This is a genomic window from Bacillus sp. PAMC26543 (genome assembly GCF_014250375.1).
Classification (GTDB): Bacteria; Bacillota; Bacilli; order Bacillales; family Bacillaceae; genus Bacillus; species Bacillus halotolerans.
On record NZ_CP060193.1, the window covers coordinates 865655 to 888609 of the forward strand.

The 22955-nt window shown below is 43.9% G+C and carries 19 protein-coding genes and 1 riboswitch; of the genes, 12 read left to right on the forward strand and 7 right to left on the reverse strand.

The window, feature by feature from the left end; translation table 11 throughout:
• Positions 1-98: 98 nt before the first annotated feature.
• The 4 genes from H7F27_RS04275 to H7F27_RS04290 all read left to right on the forward strand — a co-directional run bounded on the left by H7F27_RS04275 (position 99) and on the right by H7F27_RS04290 (position 3298).
• Positions 99-767 (forward strand): disulfide bond formation protein BdbD, encoded by a 669-nt coding sequence (locus H7F27_RS04275; protein WP_024122841.1) that lies wholly within the window; start codon positions 99-101, stop codon positions 765-767.
• Between the two features lie 4 nt (positions 768-771).
• Positions 772-1188 carry a disulfide oxidoreductase gene (locus H7F27_RS04280; protein ID WP_024122840.1) on the forward strand — a complete coding sequence of 139 codons (417 nt, stop codon included), beginning with the start codon at positions 772-774 and terminating at the stop codon, positions 1186-1188.
• Positions 1189-1302: 114 nt separating this feature from the next.
• A protein-coding gene (locus tag H7F27_RS04285) for an IS3 family transposase (protein ID WP_127695692.1) occupies positions 1303-2453 on the forward strand; the annotation gives its coding sequence in 2 pieces (ribosomal slippage) (positions 1303-1576 and positions 1576-2453; 1152 coding nt in all).
• Between the two features lie 233 nt (positions 2454-2686).
• Positions 2687-3298: a trimeric intracellular cation channel family protein gene (locus tag H7F27_RS04290; RefSeq protein ID WP_024122838.1), complete on the forward strand. Its 612-nt coding sequence runs from the start codon at positions 2687-2689 to the stop codon at positions 3296-3298.
• 100 nt (positions 3299-3398) lie between these two features.
• On the opposite strand, the gene H7F27_RS04295 is transcribed toward H7F27_RS04290, so the two are convergent.
• Positions 3399-3815 carry a hypothetical protein gene (locus H7F27_RS04295; RefSeq protein WP_185848628.1) on the reverse strand — a complete coding sequence of 139 codons (417 nt, stop codon included), beginning with the start codon at positions 3813-3815 and terminating at the stop codon, positions 3399-3401.
• 598 nt (positions 3816-4413) lie between these two features.
• On the opposite strand from H7F27_RS04295, the gene helD reads away from it, so the two are divergent.
• The 4 genes from helD to H7F27_RS04315 all read left to right on the forward strand — a co-directional run bounded on the left by helD (position 4414) and on the right by H7F27_RS04315 (position 12734).
• Positions 4414-6738 carry an RNA polymerase recycling motor HelD gene (gene helD / locus H7F27_RS04300; protein ID WP_185848629.1) on the forward strand — a complete coding sequence of 775 codons (2325 nt, stop codon included), beginning with the start codon at positions 4414-4416 and terminating at the stop codon, positions 6736-6738.
• 173 nt (positions 6739-6911) lie between these two features.
• Positions 6912-8726, forward strand: coding sequence for an assimilatory sulfite reductase (NADPH) flavoprotein subunit (locus H7F27_RS04305; RefSeq protein ID WP_185848630.1), 1815 nt, complete (start codon positions 6912-6914; stop codon positions 8724-8726).
• A gap of 25 nt (positions 8727-8751) precedes the next feature.
• Positions 8752-10470 (forward strand): assimilatory sulfite reductase (NADPH) hemoprotein subunit, encoded by a 1719-nt coding sequence (gene cysI / locus H7F27_RS04310; protein ID WP_024122835.1) that lies wholly within the window; start codon positions 8752-8754, stop codon positions 10468-10470.
• A gap of 251 nt (positions 10471-10721) precedes the next feature.
• Positions 10722-12734, forward strand: coding sequence for a Na+/H+ antiporter (locus H7F27_RS04315; protein WP_101859956.1), 2013 nt, complete (start codon positions 10722-10724; stop codon positions 12732-12734).
• A gap of 67 nt (positions 12735-12801) precedes the next feature.
• On the opposite strand, the gene H7F27_RS04320 is transcribed toward H7F27_RS04315, so the two are convergent.
• Both H7F27_RS04320 and yvgO read right to left on the reverse strand, forming a co-directional pair.
• Positions 12802-13952 (reverse strand): IS3 family transposase gene (locus H7F27_RS04320; RefSeq protein WP_127695692.1). Its coding sequence is split into 2 segments (ribosomal slippage): positions 12802-13679 and positions 13679-13952, totalling 1152 coding nucleotides; the frame shifts between segments, so codons are not numbered across the junction.
• Between the two features lie 122 nt (positions 13953-14074).
• Positions 14075-14560: a stress response protein YvgO gene (gene yvgO / locus H7F27_RS04325; RefSeq protein WP_024122833.1), complete on the reverse strand. Its 486-nt coding sequence runs from the start codon at positions 14558-14560 to the stop codon at positions 14075-14077.
• Between the two features lie 243 nt (positions 14561-14803).
• On the opposite strand from yvgO, the gene pgoN reads away from it, so the two are divergent.
• A complete protein-coding gene (pgoN, locus tag H7F27_RS04330; protein WP_095714057.1) occupies positions 14804-15634 on the forward strand; it encodes a glyoxal/methylglyoxal reductase in 831 nt (276 codons plus the stop codon).
• A gap of 33 nt (positions 15635-15667) precedes the next feature.
• Here pgoN and modB read toward each other — a convergent pair whose 3' ends face one another.
• On the reverse strand, positions 15668-16360 hold the full coding sequence (modB, locus tag H7F27_RS04335; protein WP_185848631.1) for a molybdate ABC transporter permease subunit: 693 nt from the start codon (positions 16358-16360) through the stop codon (positions 15668-15670).
• On the reverse strand, positions 16332-17114 hold the full coding sequence (modA, locus tag H7F27_RS04340; RefSeq protein WP_185848632.1) for a molybdate ABC transporter substrate-binding protein: 783 nt from the start codon (positions 17112-17114) through the stop codon (positions 16332-16334). The genes modB and modA overlap by 29 nt, the downstream gene beginning before the upstream one ends.
• Before the next feature lie 110 nt (positions 17115-17224).
• Between modA and H7F27_RS04345 the strand changes: the two genes are divergently transcribed.
• Complete coding sequence (locus H7F27_RS04345) at positions 17225-18151, forward strand: substrate-binding domain-containing protein (RefSeq protein WP_059292701.1); 927 nt, start codon at positions 17225-17227, stop codon at positions 18149-18151.
• A 26-nt stretch (positions 18152-18177) separates the two neighbouring features.
• Here the strand turns inward: H7F27_RS04345 and H7F27_RS04350 are convergent, their stop codons facing one another.
• Positions 18178-20034, reverse strand: a complete 1857-nt coding sequence (locus tag H7F27_RS04350) for an LTA synthase family protein (RefSeq protein WP_185848633.1) — start codon at positions 20032-20034, stop codon at positions 18178-18180.
• A gap of 103 nt (positions 20035-20137) precedes the next feature.
• The gene (locus H7F27_RS04355; RefSeq protein ID WP_024122827.1) at positions 20138-20620 is read right to left on the reverse strand and encodes a metal-dependent hydrolase; all 483 of its coding nucleotides are present in this window, start codon (positions 20618-20620) and stop codon (positions 20138-20140) included.
• Between the two features lie 166 nt (positions 20621-20786).
• Between H7F27_RS04355 and sspJ the strand changes: the two genes are divergently transcribed.
• Positions 20787-20927 (forward strand): small acid-soluble spore protein SspJ, encoded by a 141-nt coding sequence (sspJ, locus tag H7F27_RS04360; protein WP_010331863.1) that lies wholly within the window; start codon positions 20787-20789, stop codon positions 20925-20927.
• Positions 20928-21043: 116 nt separating this feature from the next.
• A riboswitch (Lysine riboswitch) is annotated at positions 21044-21223 on the forward strand.
• A gap of 104 nt (positions 21224-21327) precedes the next feature.
• A complete protein-coding gene (locus H7F27_RS04365) occupies positions 21328-22737 on the forward strand; it encodes an amino acid permease (RefSeq protein WP_103671332.1) in 1410 nt (469 codons plus the stop codon).
• Positions 22738-22955: the final 218 nt, after the last annotated feature.

A 22955-nucleotide genomic window follows, 5' to 3' on the forward strand; every position in this document is an offset into this window, starting at 1 on the left:
TTTCGGGCTTTTCTTATAGACGGTTGTCTTGTTAAAATAAAGAAGTGGGTCAATTGAGATCCGCTTCTTTTTTAATTTTAAAACGATGAGGTGTCGGAGTGAAAAAGAAACAGCAGTCTTCTGCGAAATTCGCGGTCATCCTTACGGTTGTCGTTGTTGTCTTGTTAGCAGCAATTGTCATCATTAATAACAAAACGGAGCAAGGCAACGAAGCAGTGTCGGGACAGCCGTCTATCAAAGGCCAGCCTGTGCTTGGCAAAAATGATGCACCGGTAACGGTAGTGGAATTCGGAGATTATAAATGTCCGTCTTGCAAGATGTTTAACAGCGACATCTTCCCTAAAATCCAAAAAGACTTTATTGACAAGGGCGATGTGAAATTTTCTTTCGTGAACGTCATGTTCCATGGAAAAGGCTCAACGTTAGCGGCTCTTGCCTCAGAGGAAGTATGGAAAGAAGATCCTGATTCTTTCTGGGCATTTCATGAAAAGCTGTTTGACAAGCAGCCGGACACAGAACAGGAATGGGTAACGCCAGCGGTTCTCGGTGATATCGCAAAAAGCACGACAAAGGTAAATCCTGATACGCTGAAGGACAATCTTGATAAGGAAACATTTGCTTCTGCAGTGGAAAAGGATTCGGACCTTAATCATAAAATGAACATAAACGCAACGCCTACGATTTATGTTAATGATAAAGTGATCAGTAATTTTTCGAATTATGAAGAAATTAAAGAAACGATAGAAAAAGAGCTGAAAGGGAAGTAAGCGCATGAAAAATAGAATTGTTTTTTTATATGCTTCCTGGGTTGTTGCTCTTATCGCCATGCTGGGCAGCCTGTATTTCAGTGAAATCAGAAAGTTCATCCCGTGTGAACTGTGCTGGTATCAGCGTATTCTCATGTATCCGCTCGTTCTGATTTTAGGAATCGCCACCTTTCAGGGTGACACACGCGTGAAAAAGTATGTGCTGCCGATGGCAATTATCGGCGCATTTATTTCGATTATGCATTATCTGGAGCAAAAAGTGCCGGGCTTTAGCGGCATCAAGCCATGTGTAAGCGGTGTGCCTTGCTCGGGCCAATATATTAACTGGTTTGGTTTTGTGACCATTCCGTTTCTGGCCTTGATTGCTTTTATTCTGATCATCATTTTTATGTGCCTTTTAAAAGGTGAAAAATCTGAATAAGAAAAAAGCGCCCGCGAAGGGACTGACCCCATAAGATGAGACAAATAAAAAACACCTTCAAGTTTGAAAACGGATAGTTGTTATCCGAAATAAGACTTGGAGGTGTTTTTTTGTATGGGAACAAGAATGAGTTATCCGATTGAAGTCAAACAGAAGGCTGTAGAAATGAGATTGGCAGGCGTGCCTATGAAAGAGATCATGCAGGAATTGAATATCAGGAATAAGACGCAGGTTCAGACATGGGTTAGATGGCATAAAGCTGGGGATACACATCGATTCGAACAGCCTGTTGGTAAGCAATACACTTACGGAAAAGGTCCGGAGTATTCTTCCGAATTAGAGAAACTGCAGGCAGAGAACCGTTATCTGAGACAACAAAATGAAGTTTTAAAAAAGTACAACGAATTGGAAAGGAAGTTGATAGCCAAACGTCAGTCGAACTTGTAGAAGTATTGCACGGCACAATGACCGTACAGAATATCTGTGTTCATTTAGGTATCTCACGAGCGTCTTATTATCGTTGGAAGAAGAACCTGATGAAAGATCATCCCAAGCGCCATTTGGAAAAACAAATCGGCACGTTGTGCCGAGAGCACAAGTATCGATATGGATATCGAAAAATTACAGCTATATTAAAAAAGGAAATGCGTATTAACCATAAAACGGTTCAGCGTATCATGCAGAAAAATCAGTGGCAGTGCCGGGTTAAGGTGAAAAAGCGCAAGAAGAATGGGCAGCCATATGCCGTGGTTGATAATATATTAGATCGAAACTTTCAGTCCGATCATCCTCTTGAAAAACTAGTAACGGATATCACGTATTTGCCTTATGGACAGAAACAATTGTACCTTTCCAGTATATTGGATGTATACAATGGAGAAGTGATTGCTTTCACGATTGGAGATAAGCAGGACACAGACTTTGTCTTAAACACACTTGATCAACTGCCAACACTGCCTCAGAACTGCGTGTTACATAGTGACCAAGGATCTGTGTATACATCTTATGAGTATCAGAAAGCTGTTAAAACAAAAGGCATTACCATGAGCATGTCCCGCAAAGGGACGCCCGCTGATAATGCCTCCATCGAATCGTTTCATTCCTCACTAAAGTCTGAAACGTTCTATCTTAACAGCATTAATCGAACCACGACCGCCATCGTAGAACGCACTGTCAAAGAATACATTTATTATTATAACAACATTCGTATTCAAACGAAACTAAACAGCCAATCACCGATAAGCTATCGGCAATTGGCTGTTTAAAAGGTGTTTTGATCCCTGTCTCAAAAACGGGGGTCAGTCCCGAATGCAGGGCGCTTTTTTTACGGTACAAATGATAGGCACTGCCAGCGGCAGACTCATGCTGATCGGCGTTTACTGTTTTCCCTCTAAATTTATCTTTTTTTATCATAAAAATGTTATTGATTTTAAGCTGAAGCGGTTATAAAATCTAGAGGTCGTCAGAAAATTTAACAAATATAAAGGGAGTCATCAGAATGGCTTGGGAGCTGCTCAGTGTGATCGGCATCATTGCGTTTGCGGTCAGCGGCGCAATTGTTGCAATGGAAGAAGAATATGATATTTTAGGTGTTTATATATTAGGGATTGTCACAGCTTTTGGAGGAGGAGCGATCCGCAATTTGCTGATCGGTGTTCCGGTGTCAGCATTGTGGGAGCAGGGTGCGTACTTTCAAATCGCTCTGATATCCATCACGATCGTTTTCTTGTTTCCGAAGCTGCTGCTGAAGCATTGGAACAAATGGGGAAATTTATCGGATGCGATCGGTCTTGCAGCTTTCGCTATTCAAGGCGCCCTGTACGCCGTCAAAATGGGGCATCCGCTTAGTGCCGTTATCGTGGCTGCGGTGCTGACGGGAAGCGGCGGAGGAATCATTCGAGACCTGCTTGCCGGACGCAAGCCGCTCGTGCTGAAAGCGGAAATCTATGCGGTATGGGCGGCGCTCGGCGGTTTAATCGTCGGCTTGGGCTGGACCGGAAACTCGATCGGTTTATACGGGCTGTTTTTTGTGCTCGTCGTATGCCGCGTTTGTTCTTATATGTTTAATTGGAAGCTGCCAAACCGTTATTTTCGCTTAGATAGCCAGTAAATAAAAGAAACCTCATCCATGTCGGAGAGGTTTTTTTATTGCAGCCAGCTGGATCAAAGTCTTTTCAAATGCTGACCGCGCAGAGCAAAGTTGTTTGAAATTAATAAGTAGCCCAAAATGTATAGCTGATGGTCTTTTTAGTTCCTGTGTTAGTGAATTTGAATCTGTAATTTGTTTTGTAGCTTTTAGAAGCTTGTTTGTAACTTAAATTTGTAGAGCCTTTTTTCTTTGCATAAAAAGTTTTCACATTTTTCCAGCCTTTATTTGTCTTTTGTTGCAGAGTTGCTGTAATTTTCCCGCTGCCTGATCCGTTTGCCGTAATGTTGGCCCAAGTTCCTTGCCCTGGATAATAAATATGAAAAGTTGGCGAGTAAGTATAGTTTTTAAATGAGCCCGAATGGTAATGAGTACTCCATATTTGACCTTTTTTAACCCAATCTTTAGCTTCTGCTTTGTTGTTTACTAGGTCAATAGCCGTAAAACTTGTTACGGCTACGACGAAAGCCAGCAACATCATATATAGCTTTTTCTTAACTGAGTATTTCCTCCTAGCTTATTCTGGTTCTTTCTTCATGTTCATATCATAAACCGTGAGAAATAATGTAACATCGTCCTAATCTCCCAAATTAGAAACTTCATTTTGTTGAAATATGTCGAAATTGGATAAAAAATGACTATTTTACTGCGTCTATAGGTATGATAGCAAGGATGGAAGGCTATTGATTTTAGTTGCTATATGGATGATAATACAGCCAGTTTAGTCACTCTTCACGTGAGATGAACTGATAAACACGGCAAAGCTCTGTGTGTTTTTAAAATGAAAAAGATATATTTTCATATGGAAGATTGAATGTTATAGGAATCGATACTGATGAAAGAGAAGATTCGCAACCTTAAAAAGCACGTACAACAGTGAAATCTTAAAATAAAAAAACCGATTTCGAGTTGAAATCGGTTTTTTTATGCATATAAATAACCCAAACCTTGAACGATGTTGGGTGAATGTGCTATTATAAATTGTATTTGCCTGTTTTTATCATATATTAAATATATATCCAATTCTATTTTACATTATTTCTTCTTCGTTTGTCAACTATTTTCTGGAGGTGCCGTTCATGAATCAGCATGATAAGGAATGGAAAGAAGAGCAGTCAAGAATAGATGATGTACTGCAGGAGCTCGAGAATAAAGAGCGGCTTCTCGAAACGTCCGCGGGCGGGTTAAAGCATGATATTATCGGATTACGAAAAAACTTCTGGGAAGATGTCACGGTTAACTTTGATGACGCCCATGAAGCTGTTGAAACGATGGCAAGCATTAAGCAGCAAGCAGAGCTGCTGTCTGATCGGGAACGGAATCATCGGCATATGGATCAGCAGCTCAAGCGAATTCATCAATTAAAAGCAACGCCTTATTTCGGCCGGATTGATTTTATTGAAAACGGCGAGAAACAGGCGGAGCAGATCTATATCGGTTTAGCATCCTGTATGGATGAGCAGGAGGAACACTTTCTGATTTATGATTGGAGAGCACCGATATCAAGCCTTTACTATAATTATTCCCCAGGAAAAGCTGAATACGAGGTTCCCGGCGAAACGATAGAAGGGGAAATGGTGCTGAAGCGCCAGTTTATTATTAAAAACGGCGCTCTTAAAGCGATGTTTAATACTGATATGACGATCGGCGATGAAATGCTGCAAGAGGTATTAAGCCATCACTCTGATACACAAATGAAAAACATCGTGTCTACGATTCAGAGAGAACAAAATCAGATTATCCGAAATGAAAAAAGCAAATTTCTGATTGTGCAGGGTGCGGCAGGCAGCGGAAAAACGTCAGCAGCGCTCCAGCGTGTCGCTTATTTGTTATACAGGCACCGCGGTGTAATAGATGCTGGACAAATCGTTTTATTTTCCCCAAACTTTTTGTTTAACAGCTATGTCTCCTCTGTTTTGCCTGAATTAGGCGAAGAAAATATGGAACAGGCGACGTTTCAGGAATATATCGAGCATCGGCTTGGCCGCAAGTTTCAATGTGAAAGCCCCTTTGATCAGCTGGAATATTGCCTGACCAAAACAAAAGATGGCAGTTTTCAATCAAGGCTTGCCGGAATCACGTGGAAGGCAGGCTTATCTTTTCAGCAATTTATTGATGAATACGCCAGCAGGCTGTCTTCTGAAGGAATGATCTTTAAAAATATCGTTTTCCGCGGACAAAAACTGATCACAAAGGAACAAGTCCAAGCGTATTTTTACTCGCTTGATCAAAGCCTGTCCATTCCGAACCGGATGGAACAAACGGCAAATTGGCTGCTGAGTGAGCTTAACAAGCTGGAGAAAAAGGAACGGCGAAAGGATTGGGTCGTTCAGGAAGCCGAGCTTCTCGACAAAGAGGAATATTTGGAAGTGTACAAAAAGTTGCAGGCAAAGAAACGGTTTAGTGAGAGTACATTTAACGATCATCAGAGAGAACAGCAGCTGCTTGCCGCCATGATTGTAAAAAAGGCCTTCAGAGCAATTAAACAGGCGGTCAGGCAGCTGGCGTTTCTTGATGTCAAACAGCTGTATCTGCAATTGTTTTCTGACTGGGGAAGCAAAGCTCAAACAGAGGATACTGCGGCAATAGGGGAGCTGACAAGATCGGCATTTGGAGAAAATAAACTGCTCTATGAGGATGCGTCTCCATTTCTATATTTGCAGGATTTGCTAGAAGGCAGAAAGAAAAACACGCAGATCAAACATCTATTTATCGATGAAGCTCAAGATTATTCTCCATTCCAGATGGCGTATATAAGGAGTATTTTTCCGTCTGCCAGCATGACGGTGCTCGGTGATATCAATCAGTCTATTTACGCCCATGCGATAAACGGTGCAGCACGTATGGATGCCGGCTTTGAAAAAGAGCAGGCTGAGTGTGTCCGTTTAAAAAGAACGTACAGATCAACGAGACAAATTGTGGAATTGACAAAAGCGCTGCTGCAGGACGGAGCGGACATTGAGCCTTTTAACAGAGATGGGGAAATGCCCTGCGTGTTAAAAAGCGAGGGTCGCGAGGATCTTTGTCAAAAGCTTACGCGAGAAATTGGGCGACTTAGAAAGAGAGGGCATGAAACCATTGCTGTTATTTGCAAAACGGCGCAGCAGTCAAGACAGGCACACGCTCAAATAAGCGAATATACCGATATTCGGCTGATTCATAAAGAAAACCAAACGTTTCAAAAGGGAGTCTGTGTTATTCCGGTTTATTTAGCGAAGGGAATTGAGTTTGACGCAGTACTTGTCTATGATGCCTCAGAAGAACAATATAGAACAGAGCACGACCGGAGGCTGCTGTACACTGCCTGCACCCGGGCCATGCACGGGCTGACCGTTTCTTCTATCGGTGAACCAAGTCCGTTTGTGAGTGCTGTGCCCCCTCATTTATATAAGAGTGCTGATTGAAAGAGAAGGGTGCCTTCTCTTTTTTCTTCATTTACATGAGACAAAGGGGTTTTATCATTAATAATCTTAATCGTTATCATCATGTAAATATATTTTACTTGCGGTGTGTCTTCCGGTAAAGTTCAATTAGATACAATTTCGATCAGTTTATACAATTTTGTGAGGTGGATACGTTGCAACTTCAGGTAATGAACAGTCCGTTTAATCAGGAGCAGGCAGAGCTCCTTAACCGCCTTCTGCCAACCTTGACAGAATCTCAGAAAATCTGGCTGAGCGGCTATTTATCAGCGCAATCTGTTTCCGTCCTGGAAACATCGGGGGCGCCGGCTGCTGTGTCTGCGGGTGTAACGGCACCGGCCATTTCAAAAGAAGTCACCGTCCTTTACGGTTCACAGACGGGAAACGCACAAGGGCTTGCAGAGAACGCCGGCAAGCAGCTTGAGGAGCGAGGCTTTCAAGTCACCGTTTCATCCATGAGCGACTTTAAGCCGAACCAGCTCAAGAAAATTAACAATCTTCTGATTGTCGTCAGTACGCATGGCGAAGGTGAGCCGCCTGATAACGCGCTGTCGTTTCACGAATTTTTGCACGGAAGACGGGCGCCTAAGCTTGATGATCTTCGCTTTTCTGTTTTGGCGCTTGGTGACAGTTCATATGAATTCTTCTGTCAGACAGGAAAAGAATTTGATCAGCGCTTAGAAGAGCTTGGCGGGAAACGAATTTCTCCGCGCGTTGACTGTGATTTGGATTATGATGAGCCGGCTGCTGAATGGCTGGAAAGCGTATTTGAGGGCTTAAGTGAAGCCGAGGGCGGAAGCGCCGCGCCTGCGCCGGCCGCAGCGCCTCAAACTGGTGAATCTGCGTATTCAAGAACAAATCCGTTTCGGGCGGAAGTGTTAGAAAATTTAAATTTAAACGGCCGCGGATCAAATAAAGAAACACGCCATGTGGAATTGTCTCTTGAAGGATCAGGCCTTACGTATGAACCTGGTGACAGCCTCGGCGTCTATCCGGAAAATGATCCGGAGCTTGTCGATGCGCTGCTTCAGGAAATGAATTGGGACCCCGAAGAAATTGTGACGCTGAATAAGCAAGGCGATGTCCGCCCGCTGAAAGAAGCGCTGATTTCTCATTATGAAATTACTGTTCTCACAAAGCCGCTTCTTGAACAGGCTGCTCATTTGACGGGAAGCGAGGAGCTTAGAGAGCTTTTAGCACCGGGAAATGAGGGTAAAGTGAAAGCGTATATGGAAGGGCGCGATTTGCTTGATCTGATCCGGGATTATGGGCCGTTTAGTGTAACGGCGCAGGAGTTTGTATCCATTCTTCGAAAAATGCCGGCCCGCCTCTATTCAATTGCGAGCAGCTTATCTGCAAACCCGGATGAAGTGCATTTAACGATTGGTGCAGTTCGGTACGACGCGCATGGCCGCGAACGAAAAGGCGTCTGCTCAATTTTATGTGCGGAGCGTCTGCAGCCGGGAGACACACTGCCGGTTTATGTCCAGCATAATCAGAACTTCAAGCTTCCGAAGGATCCTGAAACACCGATTATCATGGTCGGCCCTGGGACAGGCGTTGCGCCGTTCCGTTCCTTTATGCAGGAGCGCGAGGAGACGGGAGCTGAAGGAAAAGCATGGATGTTCTTCGGTGATCAGCATTTTGTCACAGATTTCCTATATCAGACAGAGTGGCAGAATTGGCTGAAAGATGGCGTGCTGACAAAAATGGACGTAGCGTTCTCACGCGATACGGAAGAAAAAGTGTATGTGCAGCACCGCATGCTTGAACAGAGCGCAGAACTGTTTGAATGGCTTCAAGAAGGAGCGGCTGTTTACATTTGCGGAGATGAAAAGCACATGGCACACGATGTCCATAACACACTCTTAGAAATTATAGAAAAAGAAGGCAATATGACCCGTGAAGAAGCGGAAGTTTATCTTGCCGATATGCAACAGCAAAAACGTTATCAGCGTGATGTATACTGATTTGACCTGAAAGGAGTTTTTCAACATGGTGACCAAAATCTTAAAAGCACCGGACGGCTCTCCAAGTGACGTCGAGCGCATTAAAGAAGAAAGCGATTATTTGCGCGGCACACTAAAAGAAGTGATGCTGGATCGGATCAGTGCGGGAATTCCGGATGATGACAACCGCCTGATGAAACACCACGGCAGTTATTTGCAGGATGACCGCGATCTCCGCAATGAACGCCAAAAGCAAAAGCTTGAACCGGCCTATCAGTTCATGCTGCGCGTCCGTATGCCGGGCGGCGTATCGACGCCTGAGCAATGGCTCGTGATGGATGATCTTTCGCAGAAATACGGTAATGGCACCCTAAAGCTGACGACGCGTGAAACGTTCCAAATGCACGGGATTTTAAAATGGAACATGAAAAAAACCATTCAGACGATCCATTCGGCTCTTCTGGATACAATCGCGGCTTGCGGGGACGTAAACCGGAATGTGATGTGCGCATCGAATCCTTACCAGTCTGAAATCCATTCTGAAGTATACGAATGGTCCAAAAAATTAAGTGATGATCTCCTGCCCCGAACAAGAGCGTATCATGAAATTTGGCTTGATGAGGAAAGAGTGGCCGGCACGCCTGACGCAGAAGAAGTCGAGCCGATGTACGGGCCGCTTTACCTGCCGCGGAAATTCAAAATCGGTATTGCGGTTCCGCCGTCAAATGACATTGACGTCTTTTCGCAGGATCTCGGATTCATTGCAATTGTGGAAGATGGCAAGCTCATCGGTTTTAACGTGGCAATCGGCGGCGGTATGGGAATGACGCACGGCGACAAAGCGACATATCCGCAGTTAGCCAAGGTAATTGGATTCTGCCGCCCTGAACAAATGTATGACGTTGCTGAAAAAACAATTACGATTCAGCGTGACTACGGAAACCGTTCCGTCCGTAAAAATGCCCGTTTCAAATACACAGTTGACCGCCTCGGTTTGGAAACAGTGAAAGAGGAATTGGAAAACCGTCTCGGCTGGAGCCTGGAAGAAGCGAAGCCGTACCATTTTGATCATAACGGCGACCGCTACGGATGGGTGGAAGGCATTGAGGATAAATGGCATTTTACGCTGTTTGTCGAAGGCGGCCGTGTGACGGATTACGAAGATTATAAGCTGATGACAGGCTTGCGTGAAATTGCTAAAGTTCATACAGGCGATTTCCGTCTGACAGCCAATCAGAACTTGATTATCGGTAATGTTCCAAGCGAGAAAAAGGATGAAATCAACGCATTAATCGATCAATACGGGTTAACTGACGGAAAGCATTATACAGCGCTGCGCCGCAGCTCTATGGCGTGTGTTGCTCTTCCGACCTGCGGATTGGCGATGGCTGAAGCAGAACGTTATTTGCCGTCCCTTTTAGATAAAGTGGATGAGATTATTGACGAAAACGGTCTTCGTGATGAGGAAATTACCATTCGCATGACAGGCTGCCCGAACGGCTGCGCCCGCCATGCGCTCGGAGAGATCGGATTTATCGGAAAGGCGCCTGGCAAATATAATATGTATCTAGGCGCTGCGTTTGACGGCAGCCGCTTAAGCAAAATGTACCGCGAAAATATCGGAGAAGAAGACATTTTGAACGAGCTGCGCGTCCTGCTTTCCCGCTATGCGAAAGAACGCGAGGAAGGTGAGCACTTCGGTGATTTCGTCATTCGCGCCGGTATCATTAAAGCGACAACTGACGGGATGAATTTTCATAATTGAGATGAGAGACAGGGGGATTGCCCTGTCTCTTTTTGATTTTGCTTTGCGGCAAAAAAGTTCACCATGAGCATATCATGAGAAAAAATACCCTAAAAAGGGTACTATAAAAGAAGACTAGTGTGGAGGAGACTCCTGCGGAATCCAGTATTGGATGTAAGGCCATCCTTTATCTTTTGCAAGCCTCAGCCTCTTCGGACAAATATTGATCAACTCATCATGCAGATACGCAGCAGATTAAGGAGGTTATGCATTTGGACATATTTTTAGTCGTCCTTGTTTTACTGGCTATTATTGCGATTTCTAACATTGTCAATCGGTTTATCCCGTTTATTCCAGTGCCTCTGATTCAGGTGGCGCTTGGGATTATTGCCGCCTCATTTCCACAGGGGCTTCATTTTGAATTAAACACGGAATTGTTTTTCGTCTTGTTTATTGCGCCTCTTCTATTTAATGATGGAAAGAGGACGCCTCGGGCTGAGCTTTGGAATTTAAGAGCTCCCATTTTATTGCTTGCACTTGGCCTTGTATTTGCGACTGTGATTGTAGGAGGATACACGATCCACTGGATGATTCCTGATATTCCGCTGGCAGCGGCCTTTGGGCTGGCAGCCATTCTTTCACCGACTGATGTTGTCGCTGTCAGCGCATTATCAGGAAGGGTGAAGATGCCGAAAGGAATTCTGCGCCTGCTTGAAGGGGAAGGGCTGATGAATGATGCATCAGGTCTGGTCGCCTTTAAATTTGCGATTGCCGCAGCGGTTACCGGGGCATTTTCACTGGCGCAAGCAGCTGTCAGCTTTGTGTTTATTTCTGTTGGCGGCCTTTTGTGCGGGGTTGTCATTTCGTTCTTGATTATCCGCTTTCGTCTATTCCTGCGCCGCCTTGGCATGCAGGATGTCACGATGCACATGCTGATTCAAATTCTGACGCCTTTTGTGATTTATTTGGCAGCGGAGGAAATCGGTGTTTCCGGCATTTTAGCCGTTGTGGCGGGCGGTATTACGCATGCGGTTGAACAGGACCGTCTCGAATCGACGATGGTGAAGCTGCAAATCGTCTCATCGAGTACGTGGAACATTATTTTATTTATTTTGAACGGTCTTGTCTTTGTCATCCTTGGCACACAAATTCCGGATGTCATTTCGGTGATTTTTAACGATACAGCGATCAGCAACATGAAAGTGATCGGCTATATTCTGGTCATTACATTTACGTTAATGCTTCTTAGATTTCTGTGGGTGCTGTTCTTCTGGAACGGCAAGTGGTTCTTTAATAAAGATCAAACCATTTATAAGCCGGGACTTCGTTCTACATTGTTAATTTCCATTTCAGGTGTGCGGGGAGCGGTTACGCTTGCAGGTTCATTCTCCATCCCATATTTCCTGGAGGATGGCACACCGTTTCCGGAAAGAAATCTGATTCTCTTTTTAGCCGCAGGCGTCATTTTATGCACGCTTGTTATTGCCACCTTCGTGCTTCCGCTTCTGACTGAAAAAGAAGAAGAGGACGAAGAAAAAAATAAGAAGCTGCTGACGGCGAGACGCAAGCTGATTAAAACGGCTCTCAAAACGATTAAAGAAGACATGAATGATACAAACAAAACGGCGTCTCTTGCGGTCATTGCCGAATACAATGAGAAAATGAAAAACCTTCGTTTTCAGCAATATACAACGTCAACCCGCATAAAAAAGTATGAACGGAAAGTCCGCGCTCAAGGGATTAAAGCCGAGCAAGAAGAACTGATGAAACTGCTGGAGCGGGGAGACATCCCGGAAGAAACGGCAAATGCTCTGCAAGAACGGTTTAATGAATTGGAAATTTTGTATGCCAACCCGTTTAAAGTCGGTTTATCAAAAACAAGGCTGAAACGTCTGATGTATTGGATTTTCTTCGGAGAACATAAAAAGCCGGAGATGTCGATTTTAAACGAAGAGGGATTAATGAGAGCAACTAGGGTTAAAACGGCTAAAGCTGCGATAGGACATTTGGAAAAGCATATACCGGAAGAACATAAGGAAGTATTTTTCTCGGTCATCTCGTTTTATAAACAATTAATTTTCAGATTGGAGCACAGCCATCACGAACATAAATCGAACGCCCATTTTGAAAATCAGAAGCTGGAAGTGAAGCTGAAGGCTGTGCAGGCGATCAGAAATGAGATTCAGACGCTCTTTGAGGAGCGGGAAATTTCCCGGGACATCTCTCATGAGCTTCGCCAATATATTAATGATGTGGAAGCCGCAATGCTAGAAGGCGGCGAATAATTCCAAGAAAAAAAGCTGGCATCGGGGGGACTGACCCCCGTTTTTGAGACAGGGATCAAAACACCTTTTAAACAGCCAATTGCCGATAGCTTATCGGTGATTGGCTGTTTAGTTTCGTTTGAATACGAATGTTGTTATAATAATAAATGTATTCTTTGACAGTGCGTTCTACGATGGCGGTCGTGGTTCGATTAATGCTGTTAAGATAGAACGTTTCAGACTTTAGTGAGGAATGAAACGATTCGATGGAGGCATTATCAGCGGGCGTCCCTTTGCGGGACATGCTCATGGTAATGCCTTTTGTTTTAACAGCTTTCTGATACTCATAAGATGTATACACAGATCCTTGGTCACTATGTAACACGCAGTTCTGAGGCAGTGTTGGCAGTTGATCAAGTGTGTTTAAGACAAAGTCTGTGTCCTGCTTATCTCCAATCGTGAAAGCAATCACTTCTCCATTGTATACATCCAATATACTGGAAAGGTACAATTGTTTCTGTCCATAAGGCAAATACGTGATATCCGTTACTAGTTTTTCAAGAGGATGATCGGACTGAAAGTTTCGATCTAATATATTATCAACCACGGCATATGGCTGCCCATTCTTCTTGCGCTTTTTCACCTTAACCCGGCACTGCCACTGATTTTTCTGCATGATACGCTGAACCGTTTTATGGTTAATACGCATTTCCTTTTTTAATATAGCTGTAATTTTTCGATATCCATATCGATACTTGTGCTCTCGGCACAACGTGCCGATTTGTTTTTCCAAATGGCGCTTGGGATGATCTTTCATCAGGTTCTTCTTCCAACGATAATAAGACGCTCGTGAGATACCTAAATGAACACAGATATTCTGTACGGTCATTGTGCCGTGCAATACTTCTACAAGTTCGACTGACGTTTGGCTATCAACTTCCTTTCCAATTCGTTGTACTTTTTTAAAACTTCATTTTGTTGTCTCAGATAACGGTTCTCTGCCTGCAGTTTCTCTAATTCGGAAGAATACTCCGGACCTTTTCCGTAAGTGTATTGCTTACCAACAGGCTGTTCGAATCGATGTGTATCCCCAGCTTTATGCCATCTAACCCATGTCTGAACCTGCGTCTTATTCCTGATATTCAATTCCTGCATGATCTCTTTCATAGGCACGCCTGCCAATCTCATTTCTACAGCCTTCTGTTTGACTTCAATCGGATAACTCATTCTTGTTCCCATACAAAAAAACACCTCCAAGTCTTATTTCGGATAACAACTATCCGTTTTCAAACTTGAAGGTGTTTTTTATTTGTCTCATCTTATGGGGTCAGTCCCCGGGATGCCAGCTTTTTTCTTATGGGTTAAGGGCGATGGAATTCGACAGTGTTGTCGTTTCGGTCGAACCAGCCTCTGAAGGCCCAGTTGATCCAGCCGCCGTCTCCTTTGTTTGTGAAGCTTCCGTCCTCAAATACCCAAATGCCGTACGTAATGCCGTCATAAACGGCCGAGCCGTAAAACTGCACACCATTTAAGTGATCTTCATATTCCTGGCTTAAGTTAAAAACCATGACGTTATATTTTTGGCCGGATGCGTAGAAGGAAGACTCCATGAGATTTTTCACAAAACCGTCCCTGTTCTGGGCTGATTTAATGGCATCTGAGATTTGGTTGGCAATCCCAAGCAAATCAAGGTTGACGTTTAAACCGACTTCTGCGGCAGCTGTTCCGGCTGTTGTTTTCTGTGAGATCTTCGGTGCGGGATTTTCCTCAGCAGAGGCAAGGGACAAAGGGGCAATTGTCAAAGCGGCGCCAAGTGCAAGAGTCATTGGGATACGAATACGTTTCAATTTGTTTCCTCCTCTATGTTTTTGTGGGCTACAGTATTCGCTTACCCTGCTCACTGTCTAAATAATCTTATAATTGATAAAATAGGAAAAAAATAGTACAAATGCGCATTGTTTACTATGAAATAAAAACGTCCGTATGAAAAAAGAAGCAATAAGAGGCTCTTAAGCGTATTATTGGTATCTGCTGAGAGGAATGTGAGATAATATAGACGCTTACATTTCAATGAAAGGGTGGATGTTCTAGTGGCAACAAGTTTAAAAGATACTGTAAAGCTACATAACGGAGTTGAAATGCCTTGGTTCGGTCTTGGTGTTTTTAAAGTAGAAAACGGAAGTGAAGCGACTGAATCGGTTAAAGCTGCGATTAAAAATGGCTACCGCAGCATTGATACAGCGGCTGTCTATAAAAATGAAGAAGGTGTAGGCATCGGCATTAAAGAATCCGGTGTTGCAAGAGAAGAGCTCTTCATTACATCAAAAGTATGGAATGAAGATCAGGGCTACGATACAACGCTTGCTGCCTTTGAAAAAAGCCTGGAAAGACTTCAGCTTGATTATTTAGACTTATATTTAATCCACTGGCCTGGCAAGGATAAGTATAAAGATACATGGCGCGCGCTTGAAAAGCTGTACAAAGACGGCAAAATCCGCGCGATCGGCGTCAGCAACTTCCAAGTTCATCATTTAGAAGAGCTTTTGAAAGATGCTGAAATCAAACCAATGGTGAACCAAGTTGAATTTCACCCTCGTTTGACGCAAAAAGAATTAAGAGACTACTGCAAAAAACAAGGCATCCAGCTGGAAGCATGGTCTCCGCTTATGCAGGGCCAGCTGCTTGATAACGACGTGCTGACACAGATCGCTGAAAAATATAATAAATCTGTAGCACAAGTGATTTTGCGCTGGGATCTTCAGCATGAAGTTGTAACGATTCCAAAATCGATTAAAGAACACCGTATTATCGAAAACGCTGATATTTTTGATTTCGAATTGTCTCAAGAAGACATGGACAAGATTGATGCGTTAAATCAAGATGAACGTGTCGGTCCAAACCCCGATGAGCTTCTGTTTTAATCAAAAACTCCCCGTCTAAGTACGGGGAGTTTTTTAATGTGTTTTTTTCAGTTGAATCAAAAACAGCATCAGAAAGGAAATCACGATGATACAGACGACCCACGCCCATGCAAGTGCGTTGTTGCCGGAATCCAAAGCGACATAAATGGCTGTCGGCAGCGTTTGGGTAACACCCGGGATATTCCCGGCAAACATTAAGGTGGCGCCGAATTCACCGAGCGCCCGCGCCAGGCTGAGGATGCTTCCGGTCAGCAACGATGGATACGCCAGCGGAATGGAGATATGGATAAACACCCTCCATCTGCTTGCGCCGTCTACCATTGCCGCTCCCTCTATATCGGGGTCAATATCGGAAAATCCGGTTTTGGCCGATTGATACATAAGCGGAAAAGCCACGATAGCAGAAGCAATCACAGCGGCCCACCAGGTGAAAATGACGGGCTGATGAAAGATCCATTCGATCGCTTGTCCGATGAAGCTGTGCTTTCCAAACATGACGATCAAAATAAAACCGACAACGGTGGGCGGAAGAACGAGAGGAAGCATAAAAATCGTTTCGAGTGCGGTTTTTCCGAAAAATGATGCTCGTGACATCCATGCCCCTGCCAAAGTTCCGAGAATGATCACCGCGATTCCGGCGACCGCCGCCACTTGAAAAGAAAGCATAACCGGCGTGAAAAATTCTGAAGTGCTGATGTTATTCAGCAGTAAAACCATATTTCTCAAACACTTTCATCGCTTCGTCAGTTTGCAGGTAATCGTAAAATTGCTTCGCTTCCTTAGGGTGTTTCGTATCTTTTACAATTCCTAACGGGTAAACGATCGGGCTGTGTGTATCAGCTTTTGTCTCATCGACGATTTTGACTTTCTTAGAGATCAGCGCGTCTGTTTTATAAACGACACCTGCGTCTACATTGCCTGTTTCTACATATGAAAGAACCTGGCGAACGTCTTTTCCGTACACGATCTTATCTTTTACTTTGTCCCATAGAGACAGGTTTGTCAGTGATTCTTTTCCATAAGCTCCTGCCGGTACAGATTCTGGAGTCCCGAGAGCAATTTTTTCTGAATCAGTCAGATTGTCAAAGCCTGTGACTGGTGAATCTCCATCCTTAGGCACAACGAGCACAATTTCATTTCCGACTAAATGAGTGCTGTCTTTTTTAGCGATATCCCCATCATCTACAAGCTTTTGGAATTTGTCCTCAGCGGCTGAGAAGAACAGATCGGCCCCGGCTCCTTGAGAAATTTGCTTTTGCAAGGCACCTGATGAGCCAAAGTTATCTTGGATCGTAATATTGTGATGGGTTTTCTCGTAGTTCTTTTGAATTTCCTCGAGTGCATCCTGGGCACTGGCAGCTGCTGAGACAGTTAAGGTCACTTTCTTTTCATTGTCACTTGATGATTGGCTGGCAGAGCAGCCTGCTGCAAGCAGAAAAACAGTTAATGCTGCGGTCAGAATGGAATACTTCTTAAACATGATTGCACCCCTTATAATTAGTTATATCCAATTATAACTGATTATGTTTGGGTTATGTGGGTTTTTTTACATTCTCCGAAAAGGTATAATGAAATAGGAGAGTGATGATGATGAATGAAACCTCTTCCTATACGATAGAAGAAGTTGCTGGTCTGCTGAAGGTATCAAAGCTGACCGTTTATGATTTGATTAAAAAAGGCATGATCCCTGCTTACCGTGTCGGAAGGCAGATGCGTGTCGATGAAGCAGATTTAAAGCAATATAAGGCGAACATGAGAATGTCTCAGCCTGTGTCTTCACCCGAAGAGCCGAGAAAGGCACAAGAGCCGATGCCGGAGGGCAGGCGGAATGTCGTCATCAGCGGGCAGGATATATCGATGGATCTGCTCAGCAAGCATTTGGAAAATGCCATTCAAGAGACGCCGCTCCGCCAATACAAAGGCAGCTTAAACAGCCTCATTGACATGTACCAAGGCAAATGCGACATTGTCAGCCTGCATCTGTACGATGCGGAAACCGCTCAATATAATACGCCTTATGTGAAACGCATTCTGTCAGGCGAACCGTTTTGTCAGATGAATGTTGTCCTTCGCAAAGCCGGCTTATACGTTCAAAAAGGAAATCCGAAAAACATACAAGGCTGGGATGACCTGAAACGAACCGACATCCGCATCATCAACAGAGAAAAAGGATCGGGCGCAAGAGTGCTGCTTGACGAACAGCTTGGTCTGCTTGGTGTGACACCTTCAGACGTCAAGGGATACAGTGACATTGTGACTGATCATTATGCTGTTGCCTCCCAAGTCTCGAGCGGACAGGCAGACGCGGGAATCGGGGCGCAGCACGCGGCACATATGGGAAGCGTTGATTTTATCCCGCTCATCGAGGAACAATACGACATTGTCATTTTGAAAAAACACCAGCAGCTGCTTGAAGCTGTAAAGAGCATCTTGAAATCGGAAGAATATAAGGCCAACCTGTCTCATCTTAATGGCTATCAAACGAAGCTGACAGGTAAAGTGATATACGAAACATGAAAAAAATCCCTCTTAGAGGGATTTTTTTATTGACCATAAAAACGCAGAAGGTCTCCGTTTAACATTTTATCAGAAAGAGACAGCTCTTCATTTGCTTTTTCTTTATAGGGAGCGCACGCATCTTGATTTTCTAACACTTCTCCTGTTTTTTGGCTGTAGCATGTGTTTTTCGTATATACATAGTCGTTCGTGATAAAGCTGCCGTTTCTCAGCACGGCAAATGGCGTTCGGTTGTTTGACAGCAAATCATTGCCAAACTGAATATCACCTTTTGTATCAATTCCGAGCAGGTGCATCAGAGTCGGCCTGACGTCAACCTGTCCTCCGGCATCGGAGATTGTTTCCGGGTTTTGATCAGTGATTCCAGGAATATGAATGATAAACGGCACCCGCTGAAGCTGGACGGTGTCATATGGCGTAATTTCACTTTTTCCTAAAAACTCAGCCAGGGCTTTATTATGGGCTTCTGATATGCCGTAATGATCTCCCATAAAGACAATCATCGAGTTTTCGTATAAGCCTTCATCCTTGAGCTTTTTGATAAAATGCTTCAGTGCTTCATCCTCATAGCGAACCGTCGTCACATAGCGGTTTAACAGGTCGCTGCTCGAATCATATTCATCAATCAGCTGATCCTTTTCATCAATTTCAAACGGAAAATGGTTCGTCAATGTGATGAAATTGCTGTAGAACGGCTGCGGCAGGTTTTTCAGTTTAGCAGCTGACTGTTCCAGAAATTCTTTATCCTTTAATCCCCAGCTTGTTGAGGTTTCAGGAGTCACATGGAACTCATCGACATCAAAAAAGCGGTCAATCCCAAACGTTTCATACATCACATCTCTGTTCCAAAATGTTTTATGATTGGCGTGAAAGACGGCTGAATAATAATCATTCTGCTTGAGTGATTTGTACATCGTATGAAATTGATGGTCACTTTTCGTAAAAAAGACGGCGCCGCTTAGGGAAGGATATAGAGAGTTAGCGACGATAAATTCCGAATCAGACGTTTTGCCTTGCTCTGTTTGCTGGTAAAAATGATCAAAGGAATAGCTTTTTTTCATCAGATCATTCATAAACGGGGTAATTTCTTTTCCGTTTACCTTTTCATTCAGAACAAAGCTTTGAGTCGATTCAAGTGTCACAAAAATCACATTCCGTCCCTTTGCCAGTCCGAACTTGCTTTGATCAGGCTTGCTGTAGTCAGCCTCAGTGTAGTTTTTGATTGTAGAGAGGCTGTCTTCATCGGCAAATGCCTTCGCACTCATATTGACAGTCTGAGAAATGGTATCGTAGATGTGGAACTGAAACAGGCCAATGCTTTTGACGAGCACTTCCCGGTCGAAGGAATGTGCCAATAGCTTCGGCTGTTCAATTTCTGCAAGCCCCAGCGTACATATAAGAATCCCGCAGGAAGCGGCATAGTACCGCTTGACCGTACGGGGGTTCGCTTTCAACTCGGGACTCTTCTCTTTTCTGGAGAGCAGCAGAAGAAAAGCCAAATCCGCAAACAGAGCGATGAACAAAGGATTGAACAGCTCTTTTACACTGCTGCCCATATCGCTCATGTTGCTGGCCTGAAACAAAACCGGGATGGTAATAAAATCGATATAAAAGCCGTAAAAAATCGTGTTGGAGATCAAAATGGCAGTCAGAACCAAATTGGCAATCAGCAAAAAGATGCGCTGCTTGCTGCCTTTTAAAAGCAGTCCAATCCCAAATAGAGGGAGTATGAAGCTAAGCGGATTGATCAGCAGAATCAGCTCCTGCAATAGAGAGTCGATCTGCAAATCAAAACCCAGTTTATAGATCACATAAGTTTTGATCCACATGAATAAGATGGATAAACTTAAAAAACGCTGATTGTGAAAAAAGGTTCCTTTCATCAATTTATAACTCCTCACGTTTTCTTGAACATCTGCCATGAAGATGCTTCTTATGTAAAACCTACTAAAAACAGTCTTCTTAGACAAGCTTCAGCACTCGTGTTTAAAACATACGCCCATGGAACAGCATATAAAAATAATAGCATGATGCTATTGTCAGACCGGCCAACACAAGCTGTTCGGAAAAACTGCCTGTCTTCATATACAACGGCAGCCGTATGCGAATGGTTGAAGGGAATAACAATTTGATGCCATTCACTGTCCAGGCATCCAGAACCAAGTGGCTTGCCATTCCGATCATCAGCCCTGCTGATATGTTTTTATCTGGTATATATGTGGCTGTGATAAAAAACATGATGAGCAGAAACAGCAGGCTGTGTGTAAAGGTGCGGTGGCCAAATACGGAACTGACAATTTTCGATAAGATAGGAAATCTTCTTCCGATTTTACTTTGCGTGTGGCAGATGTCGGGAATTAATGCGCCAACCGCGCCGGACGCCGCCATGAGTACTGGGTCAAATCCATAATAATAAGCCGCTGCGGTACAAGAAGCGATGCCTCCCATGATGTGTGTTTTTCCTGTCATTTCCCCGCTTCTCCTTTATCTTTTGCAAAAATCTCTGAATTACAAATATATCAAGAGAATGTATGTTTGAGCAACAGAACTTTGGCCGATAAAAAAATGAGCCGCATAATTTCCTGAGAAAAAGGCATCTTAAAGATGTACCTATTTTCTAAAAGAGGTGATACGAATGGCTTTCTTTAATAAAGATAAAGGTAAACGTTCTGAAAAAGAAAAAAACGTAATCCAAGGAGCTCTTGAAGATGCCGGTTCAGCTCTTAAAGATGATCCGCTTCAAGAAGCTGTACAAAAAAAGAAAAATAATCGCTAACCGCATGCGGATAGGGCTTGGCTCTATCCGCATTTTCCATCTGTTCCCTTTGACAGATCATTCTTTCTTTGATAACCTTCTGGGAGTAACTGAATAAATAAATCCTCACTCTTTCTCAGTGAGGTAGAGGTTGCGCGGATGATGAGTCACACATGCCAGGCTGACAGGAGCTGTTAAACATGTGTAAAAGGCATCAGCGCCGAAGTGTGGAGAAAGCCGATCCTTCTCTATGCTGGGACTGTATCTGAATAAGTGCAGGACTGCCGCGTGCTTTTTCGCGGAGGGCTATCCGGAGATCAAGGGTGTGTGTTTCTTTAAGCATGGACTTTTGTTCAGGCTTTTTTTGTGTTTACATGATCTCGGGTTCTGGTCCGTACAAAGAATCATTGGAGGTACTGGAATGGAACAGACAAAAAAATGGGGTTTTTGGTTATTAACGGCGTTTGTCGTTGGAAATATGGTTGGATCGGGGATTTTCTCCCTGCCAAGTTCGCTTGCTTCGATTGCAAGTCCGCTTGGCGCTACGTCCGCCTGGCTTTTGACAGGTGCGGGCGTGCTGATGATTGCGCTTGTCTTCGGGCACTTGTCTATTCGCAAGCCTGAGCTGACAGCGGGGCCGCAAAGTTATGCGAGAGCGCTGTTTTCTGATCCGAAGAAAGGGAACGCTGCCGGATTCACAATGGTGTGGGGCTACTGGGTGGCGAGCTGGATCAGTAACGTGGCGATTATCACAAGTCTAGCCGGTTACTTGACTTCGTTTTTCCCGATTTTAGTTGATAAACGTGTACTGTTTGCTGTCGGCAGCCAAGAGGTAACACTCGGCCAATTGCTGACGTTTGCTGTATGTACGATTTTGCTCTGGGGAACGCACACGATTCTTGTTGCAAGCATTAACGGTGCTAGTAAATTAAACTTTATCACAACGTTTTCAAAAGTATTAGGTTTTGTTTTCTTTATCATTGCCGGATTGTTTGTGTTTCAAACGACATTATTCGATCATTTTTATTTTCCGATTCAAGGTGAGAACGGCACAAGCATTGGCATCGGCGGACAGGTTCACAACGCCGCCATTTCTACTCTATGGGCGTTTGTGGGAATTGAATCAGCAGTGATCTTGTCTGGACGCGCGCGTACTCAGCGTGATGTGAAACGTGCGACCATCACAGGTTTGTTGATCGCGTTAAGCATTTACATTATTGTCACATTGATCACAATGGGGGTTCTGCCGCACGATAAGCTTGTCGGATCTGAAAAACCGTTCGTTGATGTGCTGTATGCGATTGTTGGAAACGCAGGAAGCGTGATTATGGCGCTACTGGCGATTCTTTGCTTATTCGGAACGATGCTCGGCTGGATTTTGCTTGGCTCTGAGGTTCCGTACCAAGCTGCTAAAGCAGGAGATTTTCCGGCGGTCTTTGCGAAAACAAATAAAAAAGGAAGCCCGGTTATTTCTTTGATCATTACAAATGTGATGTCACAGGTCTTCATATTCTCTGTTATTTCCCGGACAATAAGTGACGCATTTACGTTTTTAACGACAGCGGCAACCCTTGCGTATTTAATTCCGTATTTAGTGTCTGCGATTTACAGCCTGAAGCTTGTTATAAAAGGCGAAACGTATGATCAGCTGAAAGGTTCCCGGGTAAAAGACGGATTGATCGCGATTTTAGCGTGTGTATACTCATTGTTTGTTATCGTAACAGGCACAGCGGATTTAACGACATTTATTCTCGGCATCGGTTTGTTCTTTGTCGGTCTGGTGATTTATCCGTTTGTGATTAAGAAATTCTCGAAAGAAAAACAAGCATAAAAAAAGACACCTGACAATGCAGTCAGGTGTCTTTTTTATAAAAACGTTATTTCTCCTGTTATAAGTCCCATACACAAAATAGCGGACAGGAACGCTGTCAGTGATAGAGACATTCGAATATGCAAAAAACGCTTTTTCCGTTTCATCAGAAAATGAAACAAAGCCAGCACTAGGATAAAAACGAGAAGCACATGAGAAAAAGGTTTTCCGATATAAAG

Excerpts from the sequence above, each read along its gene's own strand:
- H7F27_RS04280 (WP_024122840.1), top strand. The coding sequence starts at position 772 with ATGAAAAATAGAATTGTTTTTTTATATGCTTCCTGGGTTGTTGCTCTT.
- H7F27_RS04290 (WP_024122838.1), top strand. The coding sequence starts at position 2,687 with ATGGCTTGGGAGCTGCTCAGTGTGATCGGCATCATTGCGTTTGCGGTC.
- H7F27_RS04295 (WP_185848628.1), bottom strand. The coding sequence starts at position 3,815 with ATGATGTTGCTGGCTTTCGTCGTAGCCGTAACAAGTTTTACGGCTATT.
- helD (WP_185848629.1), top strand. The coding sequence starts at position 4,414 with ATGAATCAGCATGATAAGGAATGGAAAGAAGAGCAGTCAAGAATAGAT.
- cysI (WP_024122835.1), top strand. The coding sequence starts at position 8,752 with ATGGTGACCAAAATCTTAAAAGCACCGGACGGCTCTCCAAGTGACGTC.
- modA (WP_185848632.1), bottom strand. The coding sequence starts at position 17,114 with ATGTTTAAGAAGTATTCCATTCTGACCGCAGCATTAACTGTTTTTCTG.
- H7F27_RS04345 (WP_059292701.1), top strand. The coding sequence starts at position 17,225 with ATGAATGAAACCTCTTCCTATACGATAGAAGAAGTTGCTGGTCTGCTG.
- H7F27_RS04350 (WP_185848633.1), bottom strand. The coding sequence starts at position 20,034 with ATGAAAGGAACCTTTTTTCACAATCAGCGTTTTTTAAGTTTATCCATC.
- H7F27_RS04355 (WP_024122827.1), bottom strand. The coding sequence starts at position 20,620 with ATGACAGGAAAAACACACATCATGGGAGGCATCGCTTCTTGTACCGCA.
- sspJ (WP_010331863.1), top strand. The coding sequence starts at position 20,787 with ATGGCTTTCTTTAATAAAGATAAAGGTAAACGTTCTGAAAAAGAAAAA.
- H7F27_RS04365 (WP_103671332.1), top strand. The coding sequence starts at position 21,328 with ATGGAACAGACAAAAAAATGGGGTTTTTGGTTATTAACGGCGTTTGTC.